This is a genomic window from Enterobacter sp. DTU_2021_1002640_1_SI_PRY_ASU_LCPMC_013 (assembly GCF_032389435.1).
In the GTDB taxonomy this organism is placed as follows: Bacteria; Pseudomonadota; Gammaproteobacteria; order Enterobacterales; family Enterobacteriaceae; genus Enterobacter; species Enterobacter hormaechei_C.
The window spans coordinates 2,213,010-2,237,413 of sequence record NZ_CP135594.1 but is presented as its reverse complement, the minus strand read 5'-3'; the positions used below and the strand labels follow the sequence as shown (position 1 = coordinate 2,237,413).

Annotated in this window: 25 protein-coding genes; 5 read left to right on the top strand and 20 right to left on the bottom strand. The window is 55.7% G+C overall.

The genetic code is table 11. From position 1 onward, the window contains the following. Positions 1-47: 47 nt before the first annotated feature. The 5 genes from RS584_RS10640 to RS584_RS10620 all read right to left on the bottom strand — a co-directional run bounded on the left by RS584_RS10640 (position 48) and on the right by RS584_RS10620 (position 4,404). Positions 48-617, bottom strand: coding sequence for a hypothetical protein (locus RS584_RS10640; RefSeq protein WP_063847895.1), 570 nt, complete (start codon positions 615-617; stop codon positions 48-50). Positions 618-632: 15 nt separating this feature from the next. After that, positions 633-1,598, bottom strand: coding sequence for a hypothetical protein (locus tag RS584_RS10635; RefSeq protein WP_063134590.1), 966 nt, complete (start codon positions 1,596-1,598; stop codon positions 633-635). 126 nt (positions 1,599-1,724) lie between these two features. Then, the gene (locus RS584_RS10630; RefSeq protein ID WP_315750048.1) at positions 1,725-2,180 is read right to left on the bottom strand and encodes a hypothetical protein; all 456 of its coding nucleotides are present in this window, start codon (positions 2,178-2,180) and stop codon (positions 1,725-1,727) included. Between the two features lie 68 nt (positions 2,181-2,248). Beyond that, complete coding sequence (locus RS584_RS10625) at positions 2,249-3,541, bottom strand: glycoside hydrolase family 28 protein (RefSeq protein WP_315749721.1); 1,293 nt, start codon at positions 3,539-3,541, stop codon at positions 2,249-2,251. Between the two features lie 104 nt (positions 3,542-3,645). Further along, on the bottom strand, positions 3,646-4,404 hold the full coding sequence (locus tag RS584_RS10620; RefSeq protein WP_015570520.1) for a DeoR/GlpR family DNA-binding transcription regulator: 759 nt from the start codon (positions 4,402-4,404) through the stop codon (positions 3,646-3,648). Between the two features lie 86 nt (positions 4,405-4,490). Here RS584_RS10620 and RS584_RS10615 point away from each other — a divergent pair, with 86 nt between their 5' ends. Both RS584_RS10615 and tam read left to right on the top strand, forming a co-directional pair. Further along, on the top strand, positions 4,491-5,075 hold the full coding sequence (locus tag RS584_RS10615) for an NUDIX domain-containing protein (RefSeq protein WP_017382349.1): 585 nt from the start codon (positions 4,491-4,493) through the stop codon (positions 5,073-5,075). 84 nt (positions 5,076-5,159) lie between these two features. Then, positions 5,160-5,918 (top strand): trans-aconitate 2-methyltransferase, encoded by a 759-nt coding sequence (tam, locus tag RS584_RS10610; RefSeq protein ID WP_315749719.1) that lies wholly within the window; start codon positions 5,160-5,162, stop codon positions 5,916-5,918. A 6-nt stretch (positions 5,919-5,924) separates the two neighbouring features. Here the strand turns inward: tam and RS584_RS10605 are convergent, their stop codons facing one another. From RS584_RS10605 to RS584_RS10585, 5 genes are all read right to left on the bottom strand, one after another. Further along, complete coding sequence (locus tag RS584_RS10605) at positions 5,925-7,115, bottom strand: cytochrome c biogenesis protein/redoxin (RefSeq protein WP_315749717.1); 1,191 nt, start codon at positions 7,113-7,115, stop codon at positions 5,925-5,927. A 135-nt stretch (positions 7,116-7,250) separates the two neighbouring features. Beyond that, on the bottom strand, positions 7,251-8,546 hold the full coding sequence (locus RS584_RS10600; protein ID WP_315749716.1) for an ATP-binding protein: 1,296 nt from the start codon (positions 8,544-8,546) through the stop codon (positions 7,251-7,253). Then, positions 8,543-9,283 (bottom strand): response regulator, encoded by a 741-nt coding sequence (locus RS584_RS10595; protein WP_022651194.1) that lies wholly within the window; start codon positions 9,281-9,283, stop codon positions 8,543-8,545. The genes RS584_RS10600 and RS584_RS10595 overlap by 4 nt, the downstream gene beginning before the upstream one ends. A gap of 44 nt (positions 9,284-9,327) precedes the next feature. Continuing rightward, complete coding sequence (locus RS584_RS10590) at positions 9,328-10,323, bottom strand: alpha/beta fold hydrolase (RefSeq protein WP_047056769.1); 996 nt, start codon at positions 10,321-10,323, stop codon at positions 9,328-9,330. A 145-nt stretch (positions 10,324-10,468) separates the two neighbouring features. Further along, positions 10,469-10,909 (bottom strand): GNAT family N-acetyltransferase, encoded by a 441-nt coding sequence (locus RS584_RS10585; RefSeq protein WP_315749713.1) that lies wholly within the window; start codon positions 10,907-10,909, stop codon positions 10,469-10,471. Positions 10,910-11,212: 303 nt separating this feature from the next. Here RS584_RS10585 and RS584_RS10580 point away from each other — a divergent pair, with 303 nt between their 5' ends. Continuing rightward, positions 11,213-11,761 carry a GNAT family N-acetyltransferase gene (locus RS584_RS10580; protein WP_022651192.1) on the top strand — a complete coding sequence of 183 codons (549 nt, stop codon included), beginning with the start codon at positions 11,213-11,215 and terminating at the stop codon, positions 11,759-11,761. On the opposite strand, the gene RS584_RS10575 is transcribed toward RS584_RS10580, so the two are convergent. The 8 genes from RS584_RS10575 to sad all read right to left on the bottom strand — a co-directional run bounded on the left by RS584_RS10575 (position 11,749) and on the right by sad (position 20,518). After that, entirely contained in the window at positions 11,749-12,663 is a 915-nt protein-coding gene (locus RS584_RS10575; RefSeq protein WP_315749711.1) for a bestrophin family protein, read from the bottom strand. The genes RS584_RS10580 and RS584_RS10575 overlap by 13 nt on opposite strands. 201 nt (positions 12,664-12,864) lie before the next feature. Then, complete coding sequence (locus tag RS584_RS10570; protein ID WP_315749709.1) at positions 12,865-14,316, bottom strand: tagaturonate reductase; 1,452 nt, start codon at positions 14,314-14,316, stop codon at positions 12,865-12,867. Positions 14,317-14,433: 117 nt separating this feature from the next. Further along, entirely contained in the window at positions 14,434-14,961 is a 528-nt protein-coding gene (locus RS584_RS10565) for a GNAT family N-acetyltransferase (protein WP_315749707.1), read from the bottom strand. 82 nt (positions 14,962-15,043) lie between these two features. Then, positions 15,044-16,009: a sensor domain-containing diguanylate cyclase gene (locus tag RS584_RS10560; RefSeq protein WP_032669890.1), complete on the bottom strand. Its 966-nt coding sequence runs from the start codon at positions 16,007-16,009 to the stop codon at positions 15,044-15,046. Positions 16,010-16,067: 58 nt separating this feature from the next. After that, positions 16,068-16,430 carry a DUF4186 domain-containing protein gene (locus tag RS584_RS10555; RefSeq protein ID WP_003857163.1) on the bottom strand — a complete coding sequence of 121 codons (363 nt, stop codon included), beginning with the start codon at positions 16,428-16,430 and terminating at the stop codon, positions 16,068-16,070. Beyond that, a complete protein-coding gene (gene glsB / locus RS584_RS10550) occupies positions 16,430-17,332 on the bottom strand; it encodes a glutaminase B (RefSeq protein WP_015570529.1) in 903 nt (300 codons plus the stop codon). The genes RS584_RS10555 and glsB overlap by 1 nt, the downstream gene beginning before the upstream one ends. A gap of 86 nt (positions 17,333-17,418) precedes the next feature. Next, complete coding sequence (locus RS584_RS10545; protein WP_315749705.1) at positions 17,419-19,008, bottom strand: methyl-accepting chemotaxis protein; 1,590 nt, start codon at positions 19,006-19,008, stop codon at positions 17,419-17,421. A 127-nt stretch (positions 19,009-19,135) separates the two neighbouring features. Beyond that, positions 19,136-20,518 carry a succinate-semialdehyde dehydrogenase gene (gene sad / locus RS584_RS10540; RefSeq protein WP_315749703.1) on the bottom strand — a complete coding sequence of 461 codons (1,383 nt, stop codon included), beginning with the start codon at positions 20,516-20,518 and terminating at the stop codon, positions 19,136-19,138. A 99-nt stretch (positions 20,519-20,617) separates the two neighbouring features. Between sad and ptrR the strand changes: the two genes are divergently transcribed. Then, positions 20,618-21,496 (top strand): putrescine utilization regulator PtrR, encoded by an 879-nt coding sequence (gene ptrR, locus RS584_RS10535; RefSeq protein WP_315749701.1) that lies wholly within the window; start codon positions 20,618-20,620, stop codon positions 21,494-21,496. On the opposite strand, the gene RS584_RS10530 is transcribed toward ptrR, so the two are convergent. Further along, on the bottom strand, positions 21,450-21,932 hold the full coding sequence (locus RS584_RS10530) for a GNAT family N-acetyltransferase (RefSeq protein WP_315749699.1): 483 nt from the start codon (positions 21,930-21,932) through the stop codon (positions 21,450-21,452). The genes ptrR and RS584_RS10530 overlap by 47 nt on opposite strands. A gap of 62 nt (positions 21,933-21,994) precedes the next feature. Then, positions 21,995-22,807 (bottom strand): PhzF family phenazine biosynthesis protein, encoded by an 813-nt coding sequence (locus RS584_RS10525; RefSeq protein ID WP_315749697.1) that lies wholly within the window; start codon positions 22,805-22,807, stop codon positions 21,995-21,997. Between the two features lie 176 nt (positions 22,808-22,983). Between RS584_RS10525 and RS584_RS10520 the strand changes: the two genes are divergently transcribed. Then, positions 22,984-24,180, top strand: a complete 1,197-nt coding sequence (locus RS584_RS10520; RefSeq protein WP_017693434.1) for a sugar transporter — start codon at positions 22,984-22,986, stop codon at positions 24,178-24,180. The last annotated feature ends 224 nt before the right edge of the window (positions 24,181-24,404 follow it).

The following is a 24,404-nucleotide window of genomic DNA, read 5'->3' as shown; positions in this document are numbered from 1 at the left end:
TAGTCGGATCGCCGCACGTAGCGGCGGGATTTTAATGGAATGAATGTTTAGCGCGTCTGGCTGATAAGCTTGCGCCAGACTCTGTTATGCAAAGTAAATAGCAGCATCTTATAGAAAGCGGTAGAGAGGATACAGATACCGCTAAGCCCAAGCATGACAATACTTACCAGCGCCGCGGTCAGACTGACGCCCGGAGAAGAACTACCGCTCAGCGCGGCCAGCAGATAGGCTGCCGTTAATACCAGGCTTAGCACCGCCAGCGTAAGATGTAACCGCACGGCACGCATGCTACCTTTGCCAATCATAAACATCGTCACTCCGTTGATGCCAGCGAAGAGCAGGGCGATCAGCACGACCCACACGAATACGCGCTCTGCTGGCTGGCCGAGTGCGGCGAGTACGCCATACCCCAGCCACAGTTGCGGAATGGCGAAACTGACAATCACCCCGAGCGTACTGACCGCCGCCGGAATACCCATGGTATGTAGTCCCACAGGCTTAACCATATCTTCAGCCAACTGCGTCTTAAGCTGCTGCAACTGTGTCGGGGCGGCATTTTTTATGCTGGCGGACACCTCGTTACAATATTGCAGGCGACGGGTTAAAACTTTAAACATTTATATACTCAGCGTTTAGTTAGGTAAAAATGACTGCAGCACACCAACTACATAACGCCCTGACTGGACGGTATTTTGTGGGTTGCGGATAGTCCCTGTGAGTGAACTCCCCACAAAGGCCGATGCGTTGTTGACCGCACTCATTAACTCGCGCTGCAGTGATTTTTGTAACGATTCGCTGGGGAAACGTTTCGGATAAACACCTGCACGGATCGCGGCCTTTACGCCAGCACTGGAGATGCCTGGATTCTGCGCTTTAATAATCTCTTCCGTGATGCGCTTACGCTCGGCACGGCTCATGCTCTGGAACCAGGCGGTAACTTTACCTGAAGATGCCGCTTTCATCAGCTTGTACGTTTCTAAAGTACCTCGTAGCGCGGTTCCTGCCGCAGTCAGCGAAATGACATCCAGAACCGTTGTGGTGGCAACGTACCAGTCCTGGCTGTCGAGCCAGGCAACATCGGAACCATGGTCGTTATGGATAGCCAGCAGACGGCCCGCGCCAATCATGCATTGTGCTCCCGTAGCCAACGTGCCGGACAGGCTAATCGCCGCAATCACGCCGGATCCGCCAGCGGTAAAAGGCACAGCCGCACCGGCACCAAACGCCATGACAAGCGTAACAATCATCGCGCCACAGGCGAAACCGGTTGAAGTGATTTCAGTCGCAAGTGACGGCGTGGTTAACGTCGCCACCACGGCTTTTTCCGCACTGGTTTCCTTAGCATCCGGAATTTTACTGATGACCACATGGCTGACGGTGCTCTGATTCACATCAGCAATGCGTCGTGACGGACGAACCAGCCAGCGTTGCTTGCCATCATCGAAAATGATGCCGACATTGTAAAAGTTACGTGTACAGTCGAGCTGCGCGGCTAGCTTTTTAAAGTCGATATCAGTACCGGCCTGTAGGCCAAGGCTTCGAGAGAGATTATAAGAGGGAAGGGTGCTGTCAGGCGACTGCTGACCGGGTAGATTCATCAGAGAGCTCCTTCATCCCGTGAGGACTGTGAATTAGCAGGGTAATTTATTGAAAAATTTATGATTCCAACCTTAAGACTTAGATAATAGCAGTGTTAACTCAGCGATCAAATCACAAACTCATTATCACCACAGGTAATTTAACATAATATACATTATGCGCACCAATGTTGTAATAGCAAAGTTGTAATGTCCGTTCTGGGCTAAGTTAAGATGTCCGTCACGTAGATTCACCATCGAGGGATTCTGATGACGGCACCCGCAGCGGAGTTTTTCACTATGGACAAAGTTAACCGACTCAAAATCATTCAGGACGTTGTCGTCCAGCGTCTGACCACACTGATGGCCGCGCAGCGCCTTGGTAGGGAGTTCTGTGGTTCTCTGGCCCAGAGGGTATCGGTATTGTTCAACCAGATAGATTTCATCATTCTCAACCGGAATGATGACCACGAAATCATCTTTTTCAATGACGGAATAAAGCCCCTCGCTCCCATCGGCTCTCAGAATCCGGTCTTCCTTTAGCGACATCCAGCGGTTACGATAAATCTGTCTCGATTCCAGTGTTTTTATCTCTTTCTTCACGGTAAGCCCCTGATTTCTTTGCTTGTAGCTCTCTAACAGTAACGTTAACGCCTTCACCGTGCAATACATCAACGCTCATAACTGTCGTTACGGTCTTGCGTGTTCTCCACGGCAGTCACCTGCACATCCTTAAAGCGCAACCCATCCACACCGGAAATTTTCCCGAACTCTGACGCGTCAATCAAAATTCCGTCCAGCGTTAACCCGGTCACAGGACGCTTCGGATACCCCTCAATGAAAAATGCCCGCGAGAAATATTTGTTGTCTGAGCGACGCGCCGTCATATTTTTAATCGTCAGTCCGCTGACCGCAGTAAGACCGGCTTCGCCCTCAACACCTTCAGCCAGCTTGCGCCAGTGTTCTGGTTTATCAGATAAATTTCCCCGGTCGGCATAGCTGTACTGAGGAAACCAGTTCAGCTGGATCAGCACCGGAAAACGTACGTCCGTAAGATGTAAATTTTGGACGGTGATATCACGGATAAACCCGCCCCGGTTGCGGGCCGACTTAATGCGAAACCCGACGCCCGTACCGTTAAACGCGTTATCCTCTATCAGGACGCGTTCAATGCCGCCTGAAGTTTCGCTCCCCAGCGTGATCCCGGACCCCTTATTCAGCGTACATCCGCGAACCACGATATCCCTTGCGGTACGTGCTTTTTGCGCCGCTTCGCGTCCTCGTCCTGATTTTATGCAGATATTGTCGTCATTACAGGAAACAATGCAGCGTTCAACCCGCACCTGTTCACAAGAATCGATATCAATCCCGTCGGTGCTCGGCCCCGCAGAATTGCTGATTTGCACGCCCTCAACCGTGATATGGCGCGAATAACAAAGGTGCATGTTCCAGAATCCGGACTCCCGACTGGTAAAATCACGCAGCAGAATACGCTGGCTTTCAAAGACCAGGATATTGCGCGGGCGCTGACAGTCGTAATCAACCACCCAGCGCAATCCTCTGGCGCTGTAATCGCCGACCATACCGCTGCGCTCGTCATCGCCCCAGAAGCGTTGCCACCAGATGACACCCTGTCCGTCTATCGTGCCTGTACCGGTAATACTGACGTTTTCACAATCGATGATATTAATAATGCCTGCCGGCCAACGCATATCAATGCCGGCCACCCGGGTGTTTATCAACGGATAATCAGCCAGATCCTGGCTTCCAACGAGCTGTGCGCCAGCGTCCAGGCGAAGCGAAACACCGCTTTTCAGGAACAGTGCTCCGGTCAGAAAACGGCCTTGCGGAATAACAATGACATCGTTCTGTTGAGCGCTATTTATGGCCTGCTGAATGGCAGACGTTGACAGGCGTTGCGCGGTTGGGTCCGCGCCGCACGTCAGAATGGAGACCGCTTTCATGGCTTGTCCTTAAACAGATGAAAGCCTTAGTCTAGAAATCCGCGTGAAGGATAACCTTTGTCTGTTTGACAGCCACGCGGTCAGGCTGGCAAAAAAGCAGATATTTACTGGCTTGCGATCACCGCAACGCCCTTTTCTTTCAGCGCGCTTACCCAGCGTTCATCCGTTGTGTTTTCAACAACCAGCGTATTCACCAGCGACAGGTCGCCAATCACAAACGCCGAGGCCGTGTTGATCTTTTCCGGTGAGGCCAATACCACCGTTTCCGCCGCTCTGCCGGAAAATGCACGTTTGATGCACGCTTCTTCGTAATCTCCGGTGGTCAGCCCGGCCTCAGGATGAACGCCGGTGACCCCCATGAAGAACAGATCCGCATGAATATTATTGATGCCTTCAATAGCGGCCGCGCCGACCGTGACGATGGAGTGTTTATACAAACGACCACCAATCAGGATCACCTCTATGCATGGATGGTCGACCAGCCCCAAAGCGATACCCGGGCTGTGCGTCACCACGGTTATCCGTAAATCGGGTGGTAAGAACGTAATAAGTTCGGAGGTGGTCGTCCCGCCATCAATGATCACCACCTGCCCCGGTGAAATAAGCTGCGCGCCTCGCCGTGCCACGCGTTTTTTTGCATCCATTTTAACGGACTGACGCTCGGCAAAAGGCGCAATCGCTGACGATGCTGGCAGTGCGCCGCCGTGAACACGCTGCAAACGCCCTTCTGCCGCCAGTTCACGTAAATCCCGGCGGATAGTGTCCTCAGACACCGAGAAAAAGAGGCTGAGCGCAGTAGACTGGACCTGACCTTCCGCCTCCAGTTTTTCCAGAATCAACTGTTTACGCTGGCTTGTGAGCATGAATTATTCCTGTTGTTGCACGATATGCCTTGTATTTGCACGATAGTGCTGTTTATGATGCTTACTCTACGAGAGGAGAGCCAAACGTGCAATCAAAACGTGCAGATATACGCATCATCAACAGCGAAACGTTGTCCGACAACTGGTATAACCTGAAAAAATACACTTTTGACCTCCAGCGCAGCGATGGCGACTGGCAGCGACAAGAGCGTGAAGTGTATGACCGGGGGAATGGCGCGACGATCCTGCTCTATAATCGCGACAGCAAAACCGTCATTCTGACGCGTCAGTTCCGTTTCCCGGTGTTTATAAATGGTCACGAAGAGGATCTCATTGAGGCGGCCGCCGGGTTGCTCGATAACCTTGACCCGGAAAGCCGGATTAAGGCCGAAGCGGAAGAAGAAACCGGGTATAAGGTGACGCGCGTAGAGAAAATTTTTGAGGCCTATATGAGCCCGGGCTCGGTTACCGAGAAACTCTACTTCTATCTGGCGGAATATCATCCGCAGGATCGGACCAGCGCGGGCGGCGGCGTTAAAGCAGAGGGAGAAGATATCGACGTACTGGAAATGACGCTGGACGACGCGCTTCGGGGCATTGAAAATGGGCAGATTGTTGACGGAAAAACCATCATGCTGCTCTATCACCTGGCCCTGAAAGGCATTTTATAATCTCACCATTAGCCAGATACCTGCCCCGGCGCAGGTATTTGCCTGTGCTATCCTTGCTGAACACCTCAACATGGAGATGCGAAAATGGCCGACTGGGATCCCTCTCTTTATCTACAGTACAGCGCAGAACGCACACGTCCCGCCGCTGAGTTACTCGCCCGGGTGCCGCTTGCTGACATAACCTCTGGCGTGGATTTGGGCTGCGGGCCAGGCAACAGCACCGCGCTGCTGAAACAGCGCTGGCCTTCTGCGCAGATCGCCGGCGTGGATAACTCCCCGGCCATGCTGGAGGAAGCCCGACAGGCCCTGCCAGACTTCCACTTTGTTGAGGCGGATATCCGGCACTACAAACCTGACCAGCCGCTCAGCCTGATCTACGCCAACGCCTCACTGCAATGGATCCCGGACCATTACCACCTTCTGCCACACCTGGTTTCACTGCTCCAGTTAAACGGCGTGCTGGCGGTGCAAATGCCTGACAACTGGCTTGAGCCGACGCACGCCCTGATGCGTGAAGTTGCCTGGGAACAGGGCTACCCCGATCGTGGCCGCGAGCCATTGCCGGGTATCCATGCCTACTACGATATTCTGACGGAAGCGGGATGCGACGTGGATATCTGGCGCACCACTTACTTCCATCAGATGAGCTCTCATCAGGCGATTATTGACTGGGTCAGCGCGACAGGGTTACGCCCGTGGTTACAGGAACTCAACGAAAGCGAGCAGAAAAACTATCTGAAACGCTACCTTGAGCTGCTGAAAGAGCAGTATCCGCTTCAGGAGAACGGGCAGATACTGCTGGCTTTTCCGCGCCTGTTTATGGTGGCTCAGCGGGTTCCGTAAGCCGGATCAGGAACGCGCTTCCTTGAGCAACTGCTGAATGACGGCCTCCTGCTTGTCGTAGTTACCCTCGCCAAACGCGGTGTAACGCAGTTGCCCTTTCGCATCGAAATAGTAATGCGCAGGCCAGTACTGATTTCCGAACGCGCTCCATATTTTGTAGTTATTATCCGTCACTACGCGGTACGGCAGCTGCCATTTGTTGACCGCGTTTTTCACCGATGATAACGGCTTTTCCCAGGGGTATTCTGGGGTGTGGACGCCAATCACCACCAGACCTTCAGCCTGATATTTCTTCGCCCAGTCACGCACGTGCGGAAGCGTGTGCTGGCAGTTGATACAGTCCCAGGTCCAGAAATCGATAAGCACAACTTTCCCGCGCAAGTCATCAGAAGTGACAGCGTCACCGTTTACCCAACCCGTACCGCCGCTTAATGACGGTAGCTGGCTGCCCGGGGTTGCGTCAGCGACAGGTTGCAGTTTCACCTGTGTGGAGGATGGTTGCGCAAAGCTCAACAGGGCGTTTTCCAGCTGGTCGGCAACACCGTTGGCGCCTTTCAGGGCGGAGGTCATCCCGCTGGCGTTGAACGCAACGGCGGCTAACATCATCACTCCCGCTCCCTGACGCAAACGCGCCATCAATGCGGATTTGGCTCTCAGAGGGGTTATCAGCTTACGGCCCCCCGCGACAAGCAGCCCCAGCATCAACGCGCACCCACTGCCGTAAGCGGCTAACAGCGCTCCGGTTGCGATGGCCGAGTGGCCCGCAATATTAATGCTGAAGATCGCCCCGAGAATCGGTCCGGCACAGGGGGACCACAGCAGCCCAACGGCCAGCCCTGCCAGAAAAGCCGAAACCAGGCCGCGTCGCTGCATGCTGTGGGTGTTGAGAACGTTTCCCGCGCTGACCGCCGGGCGGGCAATGCGCTGAGCGAACTGCGGGAAGATCAGGGCCAGGGCGGCAATGCTCAGTACCAGCAGCGCAATCCAGCGACCGATAACGGTGGCGTCAGCGATCCACTCGCTGGCAACCGTTACTACCATCGCCACCAACGTGAACATCACAATCATTCCCGCCAGAAGCGCCAGAATGTGTTTGCGCTGCCCCTGAAAGCCGGCGAACAGCAGAGGAATGACGGGAAGCGTGCACGGACTGAGCAGGCTAATCATGCCGCCTAAAAAAGCGATTATCATAAACATAACGACCTCACGATACGGTTGCTGCGTAGATGCAGTGAGGTCATTTCATCGGATGAATGTGTTCAGGCCGTGTGTGAAAAGCTGGATTTTGTCTGCCTGCGTATCGGCGCGGGGTGCAGATACACAGGCGTACAATTAACCGCGCGGAAGGGTCACGATTACGGCCAGCCCTCCCTCAGCCCGGTTTGCAAGATGCAATTTCCCGTCAAGCTGGGCGGTGAGATGCGCGGCAATGGCGAGGCCTAACCCGGTGCCGCCCGTTTCCCGGTTGCGCGACGTTTCAACCCGGTAGAACGGCTGTAACACCGCCTCCAGTTCTGCCTCCGGGATGCCAGGGCCGTTATCCATAATGCGGATCGCTACCTGCCTTTCATCTTCATCAATCTCTATTACCGCGCTATCGCCAAACTTCAGCGCATTATCGAGCAGATTGGTCATGACCCTGCGCAATGCCTGGGGACGAGTGACGATCGGCAGACGCGCATTGCGTGCATGAAACTGCACGTTTTTACCAATGTCCTGATAATCACTGGCAATGCTGTTAACCCACGCATTCAGCTCCAGTTTCAGCGTGGTCTCTTCCAGGGATTCTGATGACCGGGCATAGGCAATCCCCTCCCGTACCAGGCGCGACATATTATCCAGATCGCTCAGCAGCTTATCGCGGAGTTCGGGCTGATCCGCCATTTCGATCCTCAGCTTCATGCGCGTGATAGGCGTCTGAAGATCGTGAGAAATGGATGCCAGAATCTGCGCGCGTTCACGCAGATACGTCTGTATCCGCGACTGCATCTCATTAAAAGCATGCGCTGCCTGACGCACCTCAACCGGACCTTTTTCAGTCATCGGAGAATGGGCCGCAGGATCGAGGGAATCAACCGCGCGCGTGAATTGCAGGAAGGGCCGGACAACCTGGCGCACGGCAATCCAGGAGCAGAGCGCGACAAGTAACAGCTGAAGAACCAGCACCACGGGCAGCCAGCTGGCGATAGGCGGCATGCGCGGGATCAGATCGATAGTGAGCGGTGCGCCGTCGCGGAGCGTCAGATGGGCCTGAATATGGGAAACAGGCCCCGGCACCGCCGTAAACTGAAGCGGATATTGGGCTGAAAGCGTCTCTTTCAGAGTTCGAATCGCATCCCGCGAGCGCTTGTCCGTTGGCGCGGCGCCTGCCTCGCCGGGGCCAAGGATATAACGATAATTACCGCGACTGAGCCGTTCCAGCCACTCTGGCCGCTCTTTGGCCGGAAGCCGGTCGAGAATGGCCACGCTGGTCGCCACGTCGTTCTCAAGATTGCCCAGCATAACCGTGCGCGCGCTGCGCATTCGCTCAACCATGACCAGCGTCAGGCTGAGCGCGTTAGCCAACAAGAGTCCAAGCAGCACAATGATCAGCAGCCGGGCGAGTAAGGTGCGGGGCCACAGCGTCATTCATTGGCCTCGACGATGGTCACCGGCATGGTAAAGACGTAGCCCTCGCTGCGAACGGTTTTAATGTAGGCGGGCGTGCGGGCATCTTCATTCAGACGCTGTCGCACGCGGCTCACCAGGAGATCAATCGAACGCTCAAACAGCTCGGCATCACGTCCCTGAGTCAGGTTAAGCAGCTGGTCGCGGGTCAGCACCCGTTGAGGATGATCGAGGAATACGCGCAAAAGGCGATATTCCGCCCCGCTGAGCGCCACAACCATCCCCTCGTTATCAATCAGATGACGCGCCACGGTATCCAGCTGCCATTCACCGAACACCACCAGGCGCCCTGCCTCGGTCACCTGAAGATTAGGCGGCATCGTACGAAAACGACGCAGGATGGCTTTGATACGCGCCAGCAGTTCGCGGGCCACAAACGGTTTCACCACGTAATCGTCGGCGCCCATCTCCAGCCCCAGGATGCGGTCCGTGTCCTCGTTGCGCGCGGTGAGCATCAGGATCGGCAGATCCTTATGCCTGCTGCTGCGCAGCTGCCGACACAGCGTCAGGCCATCATCGCCGGGCATCATCACGTCCAGCACCACCAGGTCGATATGCTGTTTGTCGAGCACTACGCGCATCTCTTTCCCGTTCGCTGCGCCAGAGGCGTGATAGCCGGATTTCACGAGGTAATCGACAATCAGTTCACGAATATCCCTGTCGTCATCGACGACAAGGATGTGATCAATATGCTCCACCGCAGGCTCCTGTTTAAGAGGTAACGGATTGAAAATAGCACATATCAGAGCTTATCCGCGTCGACAACCGCGTTAACAAAGTCCTGCGGATCTTCCTGCGGCGGGTTGTGGCCAACCGTTGCGCCGAAAGTACGGTGCTCATATTTTCCGGTGAATTTTCCCGCATAGGCGGCGGGTGCAGGATGTGGTGCTCCGTTGTTACCGCCCTCGATGGTGATGGTCGGCACCGTAATGTTCGGCAGCTTAGCCAGTTTTTGTTCGTAGGCGTCATATTTCTGCTCCCCCTTCTCCAGCCCCAGACGCCAGCGGTAATTACTGAGCGTGACGGCAACGTGGTCCGGGTTATCGAGGGATTTGGCGCTCGCATTGAAGGTGGCATCGCTGAATTTCCAGTCAGGCGAAGCCTGGGACCAGATCAACCGGGCAAAATCGTGCGTATTTTTAGCATAGCCTTCCGCACCGCGCGGCGTGGCGAAATAGAACTGATACCACCACTGAACCTCTGCCTTCGGCGGTAAAGGCTGTTTGCCAATCGCCTGGCTGCTGATCAGGTAGCCACTCACCGAGACCAGCGATTTCACGCGTTCCGGCCAGAGCGCCGCAACGATATCCGCCGTACGCGCCCCCCAGTCATAACCGGCAAACACCGCCTGTTTGATATTCAGGGCGTCCATCAGGTTGACGATGTCTTTTGCCATTGCCGAAGGCTGGCCGTTTCGCGGCGTTTTATCAGAAATAAAGCGCGTGGTGCCGTACCCGCGCAGGGACGGCACAATGACACGATACCCCTTCGCGGCCAGCGCGGGGGCCACCTCTGCATAACTGTGAATGTCGTACGGCCAGCCATGCAGCAGGATCACCGGTTGCCCCTCTTTTGGCCCGATATCGACGTAACCGACGTTCAAATCGCCAGCGTTAATCTGTTTTACCTGGTTGAAGGCCGACGCGTAATTCTTACCCGTCGCTTCTGCCTGACAGGACATCACGGTGCCAAGTGAAACGGTCAGGGCGACGGCTGAGTATGCGAGTTTATTAAACATGATGTTATCTCCGGATAAGTTGAGTTGACGGAGATATATCACCATGCGTTTGTATAGGAGATGTGTGGGGATACGGTTTTATTGCATACCTGTGTATGTACCGCAGAGGCAGATACAGTGTGATACAAACCCAGGTATTAAGCGACTAAAGCGAGATTCGGTACCGGACGTAATCGTCAGCTTCACCATAGTGGTCATACAGCTTACGCGCCGGATTGTTCATGCGGGTTACCCAGTAGAGTTTTGACCACCCTTCCCGCTTGCCTTCATCGATCAGGGCGTCGATAAGCGCTTTACCCGCCCCTGCGCCACGTTCGGCAGCGTCAACAAACAGATCTTCCAGATAGCAAACGGGCGCGGTTGACCAGGTCCCTTCATGCAGGACACACATGGCGAAGCCGATGACGCTGCCGTCTTTCTCCACGACCCGGCAAAACAGGGATGATGAACCTGAGAGCGCCCTGTCCCAGGTGGCCGTGGTAACGGACTCGTCAAGGTAGCACTCATAAAAATGGGTATAGCCATCCCACAGCGGTCGCCATTGTGGGTAATCTTCTGCGCATAAAGGACGTACGGTTAGCGTCATCTGTTCTGACCTTACAAATCAATTACCATTTCAATACAGCGTAAATGCGCGTCGGCCATACGCGAGTAATGCGTATTTTCACCCAGCATGGCAAAACCCACTAGATTTTGCAGCCATGGCGAATCGCTTCGTTACGGACGTGCCAGAGTGTTTCGGCTTCTTCGGGCCTGGCTTTTCTCTGCATCATATAACCCCTTTTATGGATAAACCTGAATAACAAAAGCACGACCAAATAGAATGTGATATTGATGAAAATACCAGAACCCAAACAAAAGCATAACGCTTAATTATGGAGATCAGCGGATGACCATACCCACGCTTACCACCGAGCGCCTGATATTACGCCCCCTGATTGCAGAAGATGCCGTCCAGATCCAGCAACGCTATCCGCGCTGGGAGATTGTCCGCTATATGGTGGCTTCAGTCCCCTGGCCCTACCCGGAAAACGGTGCAGAAAATTATGTCAACAACGTTGCACTGCCCGATATGGCCAAAGGGATTGCGTGGTTCTGGACGATTCGCCGTCGCGAAGCGCCTGACGAACTGATGGGGTTGATTTGCCTGTATGACGTGGAGGACAACAATCGGGGCTTCTGGCTCGCGCCGGAATTTCAGGGCCAGGGATATATGCGCGAGGCGAGTATTGCGGCCACGGATTACTGGTTCAATACGCTCAACAAACCGGTGTTACGCGCGCCGAAAGCGGCGGCCAACAGCCGCTCCCGACGTATTTCAGACAGCAGCGGCATGCGGCTCATCAGGACGGAGAAGAAAGCCTATGTCAGCGGCCTGCTGGATTCGGAGCTGTGGGAAATCACCCGCGACGAGTGGAATGCCCGTCAGGTCAGCTGATAATGCTTATCCGGCATCAGTCTTTCAGGGATATTCTCTTCATCGTTCATCTGCAACAGATCGCGCTCCATCATGTTGCAGATGGCGTCCAGCGGCAGATCGTTATCTTCTGTCCCAAACGGATCTTCCAGCTCTTCCGCCAGCGTGTCCAGCGAGATAAAGGTGTAGGAAATCAGCGCAGAGACAAAGGGCGTCATGTAATGCAGATCAACTACCAGCGCAAACGGCAGCATGATGCAGAACAGATACACCGTCCGGTGCAGGATCAGCGTATAGGCAAACGGGACTGGCGTGTTGGCGATACGCTCGCAGCCAGCCAGCACGATGGACATATCGTTCAGGCGGTTGTTAAGGCTGTGAAACAAGATGTCTGAAAGGTGCCCGCTGCGCCGCCGCACGGCCAGCCACTCCCCAATGATCAGCAGGATACGGTTCGCCGGCGAGTTGGCGTCCATCACTTTGCGTAAATCGTCTGGAGCCAGATAGCGGGACAGCTGATCGGCATTGGTTTCTCTGCGCAGGGACATTCGCAGACAGTTAGCAAACGCGATTTGCAGGCGAACAAACTCTCCAAGATGTTTATCATCCGGTAAGGTGTTTTTTACCTCGCGAAACAGCGAGCGCGCCGCTATCATCAACTGCCCCCAAAGCAGACGCGCCTCAACATAGCGCGAATAACAGGCGTTATTGCGAAATCCCAGGAAGATGGCGATAGCCACGCCCAGAATGCTGAACGGCGCGACGGTAAACCGGATACCCAGCGAGGTGTACCACGGCAGCATGACAATCACGGCGATGGAAAGCAGGAAGTTAAGCAGCAGTCGGGTATAAATTTTGGGAAGTACCGAACCATGCCAGACAAAAATCAGTTGCAGCCAGTGCTGTTGAGGACGAACAATCATAATCAGCTTCAGAAAAGTAAAGAGCGCGGCTATTAAACGTGATCCCCCTCACGGTTGCAAGCATGTTAATAACTCATTGCATTTTCTGACCTGTTAAGCCTGAACCGCACGGTGCTGCACGTGCTTTTTATAAAAAAGAACATATAGTATGTTGTAACTAAAGGTGGTCTGTAAAAAACCCGGCCAACGCCGGGCGTATGATTAGCAGAGCGGTTTCACCGCATCGCGCATGCCTTTGCTTAAAATCGCATCCAGATCCAGCGCAACCTGTTCTACCAGTCCGTTCATCAGAGTGAGATCCTGTTCCCAGTGTTCGCTCATGCTTAACACCGACGATACCAGTTCACGGGTAGTGACCTGTTTGTCGTGATGTTGCGTCCACAGCTGCTGGTAACGTTCAAGCCAGTGCGCATCGTCCTGAACCGGATAGCACTCACCGTTGCGTTCGGCACGGTAAAATGCAATCAGCGCCGCCAGAGCAAAGGTCAGACGAGCTGGCAGTTTGCCGGTCGCCTTCTGCCCTGCCAGCAGTTGCGGCAGAAGGCGTGTGCGGTACTTGGTCATCCCGTTCAGTGCAATCGACAGCAGCTGATGCTTAATGTACGGATTACGGAAACGCCCCGTTACGGCACTGGCGAAGGAGTGCAGCTCGTCGCGCGGCAGATCCAGGACCGGAATAATCTCCTCATAAATAGCCTTCTCTACGAACGCGCAAATTTCCGCGTCGTTCATGGCTTCCCCTACCGTATCCAGGCCGGCCTGAAAAGCGACCGGAACCAGCGCCGTGTGCGCGCCGTTGAGGATCGCCACCTTACGCTCTTTATACGGTTTAATATCGTCAACAATCAGGACGTTGAGCGGGTATTTATCCAGGCGCAGTTCAGCTGCAAGTGATTTCGGCCCCTGAATAACAAACAGATAGAAATGTTCCGCCGTGTCGAGGAAGCTGTCGTGATAGCCCAGCCCGGCTTCCAGCTCTGCCACCTCATCACGCGGATAGCCGGTAACAATGCGGTCAACCAGCGTCGAACAGAAAGTGTTAGCATCATTCAGCCACGCAATGAATGCCGCCGGCAGCGCCCACTCCTGTGCATAGCGCAGCACCAGTTCACGCAGGGCATCGCCGTTGTAGTCGATGAGTTCGCAAGGAATGATAATCCAGCCTTTATCCGCTGCCCCGTTAAAGTGGGTAAAACGCTCGAACAGCAGACGCGTCAGTTTGGCCGGATAGCTTACAGCTGGCGCATCGTCAAACTTATCCCCCGCGTGATAGCTGATCCCCGCCTCCGTGGTATTGGAGAAGACAAACCGCATGTCCGGGTTATGGGCGAGCTTCAGAAATTCATCGTACTGGCTGTAGACGCTGATTTCACGATTCACGGAACGAATAAGACGCGCATCGCTTACCGCTTCTCCCTGCTCATTAAGACCACGAATAATCGTGGTATACAGACCATCCTGGGTGCTCAGCGACGGGGGAAAATCGCTCTGGATCGGCCGCACAATCACCACACCGGCATTGAGATCGGTATGCTCGTTTAAGAGGTCGATTTGCCAGTCAACGAACGCGCGCAGGAAGTTACCTTCGCCAAACTGGATGATACGTTCAGGATAGCGCGCACCGGGGAAATCACGACGGTTGAGTGTGTTCACAATGGAGGTCCTTTATGATTAGTCATACAGCCTGATAAGATTGGTGTGATAACTTATCAAAACTTCAGGACCATAACCCCTGTCTGGATCAACTCAGGATGCGATGGTGAAAAATAATCACAGAAATTTATAGAACACCGAGGTCGCCGTCATGTCCCCGTTCGGCATCAGGGCGTAGCGTGGGATCTCCCCCGCCTTTTGCCAGCCCGCACGTTGGTAAAACGTTTCCGCGCCGCTGCCAGTTGAGGTATCAAGCACCAGCACCGTAAGCGCTTTTTCACGTGCAACCGCCTCCAGGGCTTCCATCAGCGCCATTGCCGCCCCTTTACGGCGCGCTTTCTCATGAACCAGCAGTTTCGCGACATCTGCCCGGTGCGGCTGGTTTTCAGGCTGATCGGTGATCAGCTGGACCGTGCCAACCAGCCCCTGCTCCGCATCAAAACAACCCAGGACGGTACGCTCGTCGCGCCCGACGCTGTCTGCGACGCCGAGCCAGAAGGTTTGGGCTTTCCCGCCAGAAAAAGGCAGCATAAAGCTGACGGAGGCGCCGCCGTTGACACAGTTGACGAGAATATCGTTGAGGGCATCAATGTGGGTGAGGATGTCCTGCCGGGAGAGAGGTTTAATCAGCATGGGAGAGTTCATTGCGCGTCCTTAGGTTGAAGCTCTCCACTTTGCTATTAACATATTTGTAACGCAATAAGTGATGACATAGGATTTCGTTATGTCATTTCTCGCCGTGGTGTTGCCGCTTCATGGCGTACATTTGCGCATCCGCGTGTTTTAGCCATGCCTGCATATCGTTGCGGTGATGATCGAACTCGCTCAGCCCCCAGGAGAACTGTAACGACCAGGGATGCAGCTGACGCGCGTTATACTTTTCCGTTTGTTCGACGAGATACTGCATGGCGATCCAGGCGCCAGGTTCATCGGTATCCGCAAACAGCACCGCGAACTCATCTCCCCCGAAACGTACCAGCAGATCGGCCTCGCGGAACGAGGAACGCATCAGGGCGGCCATCGCTTTCAGAGCTTTGTCACCCTCCTGATGCCCGAAGCGATCGTTAATGGTTTTGAAATGGTCCAGATCCAGCCAGCCAAGGGTTAACGGTTCTGCCCGACGCTGCGAAACCGACAGTGCAAACTGCGCAAACTGGTTAAACCCGCGACGGTTAAACAGCCCCGTGAGTTCATCGGTTGTGGCCGCGCTAACAGCCGCAAATTCATCCTCTGCCAGCGCGCTGAGATCGGCCAGTACGGCGGCATCCGCCGCGGTAAACTCACGAGGCGCGTAATCAATGAGACACAACGATCCCACGCATGCCCCGTCACGTAAACGCAGCGGGAAACCGGCGTAAAAGCGCACGCCCGGGTCTCCCACCACCTGCGGATTATCCGCAAAGCGTTCGTCCAGCAGCGTGTCACTCACCACCAGCGGCGCGTCACCCAGTATCGTATGACCACAAAACGAGAGATCGCGAGGCTGGGTGGCGGGTACCTGGCCGTCGGCAGACTTCACGATCGCGGCGTGTTCATCCACCAGCGTTATCATCGCCAGCGGCACCCTGAAAAAGCGTGTTGCCAGCCGCGTAAGACGATCAAACGCGGGGTAATTGTCGATCTCAAGCAGACCGGACTCGCGCAGAGCATTCATGCGCTCCGCTTCATTAACGGGAATTTGAGGTGCCTTCATAACGTCTCCTGACGCTGAGCATTAGTAAAAGCGTAGCTTAAACAGAGACATTGTCAGTTCAGGAGGCACGATTTACCTCAATGACCAGCCAATGATGGATTACGTTGACGATATACTGTTGTTGCTGCGCACTCAGCGGCACGCCCTGCGGGATAGCGTGCCACTTAGCCAGACAGCCTCGACAGCAGGTTGCCGTGGCATGCTGGGCGATAAAAACCGGATGGCCGCGCATCGGCGTCTGCTTACCGTCATTCACCGGGTGTGCAGGCGCCAGCCGCGCGGCGACAAAATCGGCGGCATGCTTATCGATAGTCTCCGCGCCCTTATCCCAGCAGTATTGCCGCTCTTTCGTCCCTAAATGAAATCGTGAACGAAACGTGGAGCGAGCCAGGCGCGCGAAGAGAGGATCTAACGTGGACATCAGTATACGGACCGTCCAAGGCGTTTGGTCAGCTGTTCCAGCGCCGCCACGCCCGCCAGTGAATTTCCGGTCTCGTCCAGTTCCGGGCTCCAGACGGCAATCGCCATCTCGTGGGGGACAATCGCCACGACCCCACCGCCAACGCCGGATTTAGCCGGCAGCCCCACGCGCCAGGCAAACTCCCCGGCATTCTGATACATTCCGCTGGTTGCCATTAAGGCGTTGATCTGCCGGGCCTGCATCGGGGAGACAACGTCCTCGCCCAGATGCGGGGCATGGCCCTGATGCGCCAGAAACAGAAAAGTCTGCGCCAGTTCGACGCAGTTCATCTTCAGCGCGCAGTAATGAAAATAGTTTTGCAGCACCGTGGCAACGTCATTATGAAAGTTGCCGAAGGACTTCATCAGCCAGGCGATGGCGGCATTACGTGCCGAGTGTTCAAACTCAGAGCGCGCTACCACCGGATCGTAGGCGATGTCCTGCACGCCGGAAAGCTGCCGCACAATCTGGAGCATCCGCTGGCGCGGCGCGCTCAGCCGGCTTTGCAGCATGTCGCACACCACCAGCGCCCCGGCGTTAATAAACGGGTTACGCGGCTTACCCTGTTCGATTTCCAGCTGGAGAAGGGAGTTGAACGGCTGACCGGACGGATCTTTGCCCACCCGCTGCCAGATCTCCTGCTCGTCATACTGGCGCATGGCGGCAACGAGGCTAAGCACTTTTGAGATCGACTGAATCGAAAAGCGCTCCAGCGCGTCTCCCGCCTGAAAACGCTGACCGTCGACAGTACAAATGGCAATGCCGAGCTTATTACCGCTGATCGAGGCCAGCGCGGGAATGTAATCGGCAACCTTACCCTGCCCCAGTAACGGACGAACCTGCGCCAGAATCTCGTCCAGCATCTCATTATGGATGACCGCAGCCACACTTTGCTCCTTGCCCTCAGGCTAAAACGGGCAGCGAGTATAACAGAGGCTTATACGTCACGTCAGGCAGGGAGACGGAAACGCGAGACGGCCTGCAACAAAAGATCGGACTGCTGATGCAGGCGCTCAGAGGCATTTGACGCTTCGCTAACCAGCACATCGGTCCGACGCGATACCTGATTCAGCGCCTGAAGCTGACGGGTCATCTGATGAATGCTGTCCCCCTGATTCAGGGTAGCCAGCGAAATATCATTCAGCAGGCTGCTCAGATTCGCCACCAGCCCGGTGACCTGTTGCAAATTCTCTTCCAGACGGTTTACCACCTGAGAACCTTCTTCAATGCCCTGTAGCGAGTGGTTAATTAGCGCCTGGATGGTTTGCGTAGAGTGACTGCTTTTTCTGGCCAACAGCCCCACTTCCCGGGCAACCACTGCAAACCCGCGCCCCTGCTCCCCGGCATGGGCGGCTTCAATGGCAGCATTGAGGGCGAGAATGTTGGTCTGAAACGCCACGCTGTCGATCATCGCGACGATCCCGCGCATCTCTGAGGATCGGTCGACGATCGTCTGCATCGAGCCATTCACCGCTGACATCATTTGCTCCCCACCAGCGGCAGCCTGTCGGGCTTCATCCGCGCGCGAGCGGGCGAGTTTAGCATAACCCGTGTTCCCCTCAACGTGGGTTTCGAGATCGGCGATGTGTGCGGTCACCTCCTCCAGCTCTTTGGCCTGTCGCGTTGACTGCTGATAAAGCTTCTGATTTCCCTGCGCAAGCGATCCGATATTTTCAACCATGGAGGTAGTGGCCTCGCTGACCTGGGTCACCAGCTGCTGTAGCCCGCGCTGCATGGCGGTAATACTGCCGCTGAGCTGGCTGATTTCACGGTTAAAGCGCACAACGTCAGGCGGCGTGCCTGACAAATCCCCTGCCGCAAGCTGGTTAATATGGATAATCAGACGGCGTAGCGGGGATATCACCCACTTCGCCATTCCGAGCCAGACGGCTATGGCAATGGTCAGCAGCACCAGCGGCGCAAACAGGAACAGCCGTTGCAGGCCTGAGAGTTGTTCCATGAGCGACTGACGCCCCTGTATCGCCTGCTTCTCACTCCGTTGCTGATAGCGTGCGAAGTTGTCATTAAAATCGGTCTGAAACGCCTGGGCAGGTACGGCGAAAAAGAGGTCGATGCTGTTGGTTTTCACCAACCCCTCCGCCTGCTCTCGGATGGCGTCGAAAAACAGCTGATAGCTGTTAACCAGCCCGTCGTCTTTCGGCGGGTTAAGCGCGAGCCAGGCCTGCCATGCCTGCTGTGACGTCGCCAGGGATTTTTGCGCCTCGTCCATCAGGCTATGCCAGCTCCCTTCCGAGCCGGTCTCTTTATCCTGCATAAAGTACACGCCGGAGCGGTTGAGCAGATCGCTGGCCGCCAGCAGAGAAATACGGGCCTGATCCAGCCTGCTTTGCTGCTGCCAGGCCAGCTGATTGCGCTGTTCGTTACGCTGGGCTTCTTTGAGGGAGGCGGTCAGCAGGAAGGATGAAGAGAGTTGCAGGGCGGAGAAAAGGCCAATAATACAAAAGATGCCGGTCAGCAGGCCAAACTGACGAGGGATAAAGCGCGGCGCAAGACGGCGAAAAATTTGCGTTAGGTTCATGATTTTCTTCTGTAACAATACGTTAGGCGCGAGCGAGTCTACGAAACGAAAATGACAGAACCATTACGTAAAAATGACAGGAAACGTGAATTGCCGGGTAGCGGCCTGGCCTTACCCGGCAACAAGACTAGACGCGATCCTTCCACACGGTCTGCACATTACAGAACTCGTGCAGACCGAAATGAGAAAGCTCTCGCCCGAAGCCGCTCTTCTTCACCCCGCCAAACGCGACGCGCGCATCGCTGGCGCTGTAGCCGTTGATAAAGACCCCGCCGCACTCCAGCTCGCGCGCAAAGGTTTCAGCCAGCGCATCGTTCGCGGTAAAGACCGTCGCCGATAAGCCAAAATCGCTGTCGTTAGCCAGCTGCAACGCATGCGCCGCATCGTTCGCAACGGTAATTGCCGCCACCGGACCAAACAGCTCCTGACGGAAGGCCGTCATCTGTGGGGTGACGCCGCCGAGTACGGTTGGGGCATAATAGTTACCGGTCCCGGACATCTTCTCTCCGCCCAGCAGCAGGGTCGCTCCTTCCGCCAGCGTAGCCTGCACCTGCTGATGCAGTTCATCGCGAAGATCAAATCGCGCCATCGGGCCAATATAGTTATCTTCCTCATCCGGTGCGCCCATCTTCAGCGCCTTGACCGCGTCAACAAAGCGTTGGGTAAAGGCGTCCGCCACACCCGCTTCCACAATAAAGCGTTTCGCCGCCGCGCAAACCTGCCCGGTATTCTGATAACGTCCGGCCACCGCCGCGTTGACAGCCAGATCCAGATCGGCATCGTTCAGAACGATAAACGGATCGGAACCGCCCAGCTCCAGCACACATTTCTTCAGCGCCGCGCCCGCCTGCGCGCCAATCGCCGCACCAGCCCGAACGCTGCCGGTTACGGTCACCGCCGCGATACGACGATCGTTAATCGCCTGGCTGACGCCGTCATTCGTCGCGTTCACCCAGCCAAAGACCCCCTCCGGGAAACCGGCATCCGCGAACAACTTCCCGATCAGCTCCGCCGAGCCGAGCACATTAGGCGCATGTTTAAGCAGATAGCTGTTCCCTGCCAGCAGGATCGGCACCGCACCGCGCAGCACCTGCCAGAGCGGAAAGTTCCACGGCATCACCGCCAGAACGGGCCCAAGCGGGCGGTACTCAATCACCGCATTTTCGACCTGGGTAGATTCCGGATGCAGCATCGCCGGGCCGTGTTCAGCGTACCAGTCGCAAAGGCTTGCGGACTTAGCCACCTCCGCACGCGCCTGCATAATGGGCTTGCCCATCTCCCGGGAGATAGTCTGCGCCATCTCTTCCGCACGACTACGCAGCGCCGTACCCAGTTCGCGAAGTTTTTGCGCCCGGTGCGCCACGCTTTCGCGTCGCCACTGACGAAAACCGGTATCCGCCTGCGCAATGGCACGCTCAACGTCACCGGACGTTGCCCACGGGTAAGCAGCCAGCGTTTCGCCGGTAGCCGGGTTGACAGAGTGGGCATGGGTAGCAGATGAATAAGTCATGATGTTCTCCACGTAATAACAGTTGATTGATTGTGGCCTACTCTGCTATTTCTTAAAAATGAATAATACTCACCACCTTATTCACAAATCGAGAACGGTATGGACTTAACTCAGCTTGAGATGTTTAACGCCGTCGCACTGACCGGCAGCATTACCCAGGCGGCGCAGAAGGTACACCGGGTGCCGTCAAACCTCACCACCCGCATCCGACAGCTAGAAGCGGATCTCGGCGTGGAACTGTTTATTCGCGAGAATCAGCGCCTGCGGCTTTCCCCCGCCGGGCACAATTTTTTGCGCTACAGCAAGCAGATCCTGGCGCTGGTTGACGAAGCGCGAATGGTCGTCGCCGGGGATGAACCGCAGGGATTATTCTCGCTCGGCGCGCTGGAAAGTACCGCCGCCGTACGCATTCCGGAAAGTCTGGCGCGGTTTAACCAGCGCTATCCGCGCATTCAGTTTGCGTTATCCACCGGGCCTTCCGGTACGATGATTGACGGCGTGCTTGAGGGGACGCTCAGCGCTGCCTTTGTCGACGGGCCGCTCTCGCACCCGGAACTGGAAGGGATGCCGGTTTACCGGGAAGAGATGATGCTGGTCACCCCTGCGGGTCACGTAGAAGTATCAAAAGCCACGCAGGTGAGCGGCAGCGACGTGTATGCCTTTCGCGCCAACTGTTCTTACCGGCGTCATCTGGAGAGCTGGTTCCATGCCGACCGCGTAACGCCGGGAAGGATCCATGAGATGGAGTCCTATCACGGGATGCTCGCCTGTGTGATTGCCGGGGCAGGCATTGCGCTGATGCCCCGCTCAATGCTGGAGAGCATGCCGGGCCATCATCAGGTGGCGGCGTGGCCGCTGGCGGAAAACTGGCGCTGGCTCACCACCTGGCTGGTGTGGCGACGCGGGGCGATGACCCGCCAGCTTGAGGCGTTTATAGGGCTGCTAAACGAACGTCAGCCACCAGCGTCTTCTCCATAAACAGGCTCAGCGGATCCTCGTTGTAGGGGGCAAACGCGGCGCGCCGTACGTATCCACACTGTTGATACAGACGAATGGCGGCGTGTTGTTTGATCCCCGTCTCCAGCCGGACGGTGTGGCAGCAGCGGCTGAGGGCTTCATCTTCCAGCGCCGCCAGTAATTTATCACCCAGCCGTTGCCCGCGATGGGTTGGGTCAATATAGACCCGTTTCATTTCCCCGGTCCCGTCCCCGTTCAAAACGACAGCGCCACACCCGACGGCGTTAAGCTGAGTGTCACGAATAATCATCAGGATCAGCGAGTCGTCCGGCAGTTCGGTTAAATCCAGCAGATGATTACTTTCCGCGGGATAGAGAACGCTTTGATAACGGTCCAGCGCCGTAATCAGGGCGAGAATATCTGGATGATGGGCGGATTCAACGGTAATAGAATACATGGCAGGCTCCTTGTCGTTTTCGTTCAACATACCGCCCGCCCTGTATTCCGGCGTCATAGTTTTTAATGATGACCGTAATCCTGGAGTCGAAGGAAGATTTTCCCCTTCATATACAGTGTGGCCTGCCCGCCAATCAGCACGCGGTCGCCTTTCAGCTCGCAGCGCAGATCCCCGCCGCGCAAGGAGACCTGGCGGGCCGACATCTGCGTTTTTCCGAGCTTTTCGCTCCAGTACGGGATCAGCATGCTGTGAGCTGATCCCGTCACCGGATCCTCCGGCACCCCTTCCCCCGGGCAGAAGAAGCGGCTGACGAAATCATACTCATCCCCCGGCGCCGTAACGCAGACCATTTTCCCGAGCGGGAGCATGGCCGCGATATCCGGCGTCAGCGCCTCCACCTGCCGCTGGCTGTCGAGCACTACCAGGTAATCACGCCCCACACGCACCTCTTTTGCCGCGTTAATGCCCAGCGCGCTGAACAGCACTGCGGGGGGAGTATCGACCACCTCGGTTGACCACGCCGGGAAATTAAGCGTCAGCCAGTCGCCGCTGCGTTGTATCGTCAGATCGCCGACAAAGCGCGTGGTGAAGGTGATTTCCGTATGCGGATAATCCAGGTATTCGAAAATAACGTGAGAAGCCGCGAGGGTTGCGTGGCCGCAGAGGTTAATTTCATCCTGCGTGGTAAACCAGCGCAGTTCAAACCCGTTATCCGTTCGGACAAAGAACGCCGTCTCTGACTGATTATGCTGCTTCGCCATCTTCAGCAGCGTCTCATCCGGCAGCCACGCTTCCAACGGACACACCGCCGCCGCATTGCCGCCGAACGCCCTGTCGCTGAAGGCATCTACCAGATAAAAATCAATTTCCTGCATTGAGTTACCGCCTGTTTTTGTTGTGTTGTTCTTTATCTTCGATGAAAACAACCCCGTTCGCTACCGCCGCATGAAGGTAAATCTTGTGATTCATATCACATAACGGTTGAGTTTTCGCCGTTTAAGGCTTTAAGATCGTCTCCTCATCTTTCAGGCAACGAATCCCAGATATCCCTATGACAACACACACGGTTTCCCGCAGGGTCGCGTGGCTACGCGTGGTCACGCTCGCCATCGCAGCGTTTATTTTCAACACCACGGAATTTGTTCCGGTAGGGCTGCTGTCCGACATCGCCGCCAGCTTCCATATGGAAACGGCACAGGTTGGCATTATGTTAACCATCTATGCATGGGTGGTGGCGCTGATGTCGCTGCCGTTTATGCTGCTGACCAGCCAGATGGAACGTCGTAAGCTGCTGATTGGGCTGTTTGTGGTGTTCATTGCCAGCCATGTGCTGTCATTTATGGCATGGAACTTTACCGTGCTGGTCATCAGCCGCGTCGGCATCGCGTTTGCCCATGCCGTTTTCTGGTCGATCACCGCGTCGCTCGCCATTCGTCTGGCTCCGGCGGGAAAACGCGCCCAGGCGCTGAGCCTGATTGCCACCGGAACGGCGCTGGCGATGGTGTTAGGCCTGCCGATCGGGCGCATTGTGGGACAATACTTCGGCTGGCGCACCACCTTCTTTGCCATCGGCATGGGGGCGCTGATCACCCTGGTGTGTCTGATCAAACTGCTACCAAAACTGCCCAGCGAACACTCCGGCTCGCTGAAAAGTCTGCCGCTGCTGATGCGTCGACCGGCGCTGATGAGCATCTATCTGCTGACCGTGATTGTGGTGACCGCCCATTACACGGCCTACAGCTATATTGAGCCGTTTGTTCAGGTTGTGGCGGGCTTTAGCGCTAACTTCGCCACCGTTCTGCTGCTGATCCTGGGCGGCGCGGGAATTATCGGCAGCATCCTGTTCGGTAAGCTGGGCAATCAGCACGCGTCTGCGCTGGTAAGCAGTGCGATTGGTCTGCTGCTGGCATGCCTGCTGTTACTGATGCCTGCGGCAGGCAGCGAGAGTCATCTGGCGATCCTCAGTCTGTTCTGGGGCGTGGCAATCATGATTATTGGTCTGGGAATGCAGGTCAAAGTGCTGGCGCTGGCCCCGGACGCCACGGACGTAGCGATGTCGCTCTTCTCCGGGATTTTTAATCTGGGGATTGGAGCCGGTGCGCTGGTGGGAAATCAGATCAGCCTGCATGTATCGATGTCGGCCATTGGTTATCTCGGGGCGATTCCGGCGCTGATCGCGCTGATCTGGTCGGTGCTTATCTTCCGTAAATGGCCGGTCGCGATGGAAGAACAGTCCAGCCACGGTTGACGTTTGTTATGCCGGGTGGCGGCTTCGCCTTACCCGGCCTACGAAGCATTAATATCCGTGTTCTTCATCACCGCCAAGATAACGGAATCTTTCATCTGTCATTTTGGTCTGACAATCATAGATACCGATTCTCGTTGCCAGAGGAGTGGTTGCAGAAGACGCATCGCTTTATATTCATAAGAATTATATCCATTGCGAGTAGGCCGGGTAAGGCGAAGCCGCCA

What these genes read in the sequence shown, in the direction of transcription:
- RS584_RS10640 (WP_063847895.1), bottom strand. Translation starts at nt 617, where the DNA reads ATGTTTAAAGTTTTAACCCGTCGCCTGCAATATTGTAACGAGGTGTCC.
- RS584_RS10635 (WP_063134590.1), bottom strand. Translation starts at nt 1,598, where the DNA reads ATGAATCTACCCGGTCAGCAGTCGCCTGACAGCACCCTTCCCTCTTAT.
- RS584_RS10625 (WP_315749721.1), bottom strand. Translation starts at nt 3,541, where the DNA reads ATGAAAGCGGTCTCCATTCTGACGTGCGGCGCGGACCCAACCGCGCAA.
- RS584_RS10620 (WP_015570520.1), bottom strand. Translation starts at nt 4,404, where the DNA reads ATGCTCACAAGCCAGCGTAAACAGTTGATTCTGGAAAAACTGGAGGCG.
- tam (WP_315749719.1), top strand. Translation starts at nt 5,160, where the DNA reads ATGGCCGACTGGGATCCCTCTCTTTATCTACAGTACAGCGCAGAACGC.
- RS584_RS10605 (WP_315749717.1), bottom strand. Translation starts at nt 7,115, where the DNA reads ATGTTTATGATAATCGCTTTTTTAGGCGGCATGATTAGCCTGCTCAGT.
- RS584_RS10600 (WP_315749716.1), bottom strand. Translation starts at nt 8,546, where the DNA reads ATGACGCTGTGGCCCCGCACCTTACTCGCCCGGCTGCTGATCATTGTG.
- RS584_RS10590 (WP_047056769.1), bottom strand. Translation starts at nt 10,323, where the DNA reads ATGTTTAATAAACTCGCATACTCAGCCGTCGCCCTGACCGTTTCACTT.
- RS584_RS10585 (WP_315749713.1), bottom strand. Translation starts at nt 10,909, where the DNA reads ATGACGCTAACCGTACGTCCTTTATGCGCAGAAGATTACCCACAATGG.
- RS584_RS10580 (WP_022651192.1), top strand. Translation starts at nt 11,213, where the DNA reads ATGACCATACCCACGCTTACCACCGAGCGCCTGATATTACGCCCCCTG.
- RS584_RS10575 (WP_315749711.1), bottom strand. Translation starts at nt 12,663, where the DNA reads ATGATTGTTCGTCCTCAACAGCACTGGCTGCAACTGATTTTTGTCTGG.
- RS584_RS10565 (WP_315749707.1), bottom strand. Translation starts at nt 14,961, where the DNA reads ATGAACTCTCCCATGCTGATTAAACCTCTCTCCCGGCAGGACATCCTC.
- RS584_RS10560 (WP_032669890.1), bottom strand. Translation starts at nt 16,009, where the DNA reads ATGAAGGCACCTCAAATTCCCGTTAATGAAGCGGAGCGCATGAATGCT.
- RS584_RS10555 (WP_003857163.1), bottom strand. Translation starts at nt 16,430, where the DNA reads ATGTCCACGTTAGATCCTCTCTTCGCGCGCCTGGCTCGCTCCACGTTT.
- glsB (WP_015570529.1), bottom strand. Translation starts at nt 17,332, where the DNA reads ATGCTGGACGAGATTCTGGCGCAGGTTCGTCCGTTACTGGGGCAGGGT.
- RS584_RS10545 (WP_315749705.1), bottom strand. Translation starts at nt 19,008, where the DNA reads ATGAACCTAACGCAAATTTTTCGCCGTCTTGCGCCGCGCTTTATCCCT.
- sad (WP_315749703.1), bottom strand. Translation starts at nt 20,518, where the DNA reads ATGACTTATTCATCTGCTACCCATGCCCACTCTGTCAACCCGGCTACC.
- ptrR (WP_315749701.1), top strand. Translation starts at nt 20,618, where the DNA reads ATGGACTTAACTCAGCTTGAGATGTTTAACGCCGTCGCACTGACCGGC.
- RS584_RS10530 (WP_315749699.1), bottom strand. Translation starts at nt 21,932, where the DNA reads ATGTATTCTATTACCGTTGAATCCGCCCATCATCCAGATATTCTCGCC.
- RS584_RS10525 (WP_315749697.1), bottom strand. Translation starts at nt 22,807, where the DNA reads ATGCAGGAAATTGATTTTTATCTGGTAGATGCCTTCAGCGACAGGGCG.
- RS584_RS10520 (WP_017693434.1), top strand. Translation starts at nt 22,984, where the DNA reads ATGACAACACACACGGTTTCCCGCAGGGTCGCGTGGCTACGCGTGGTC.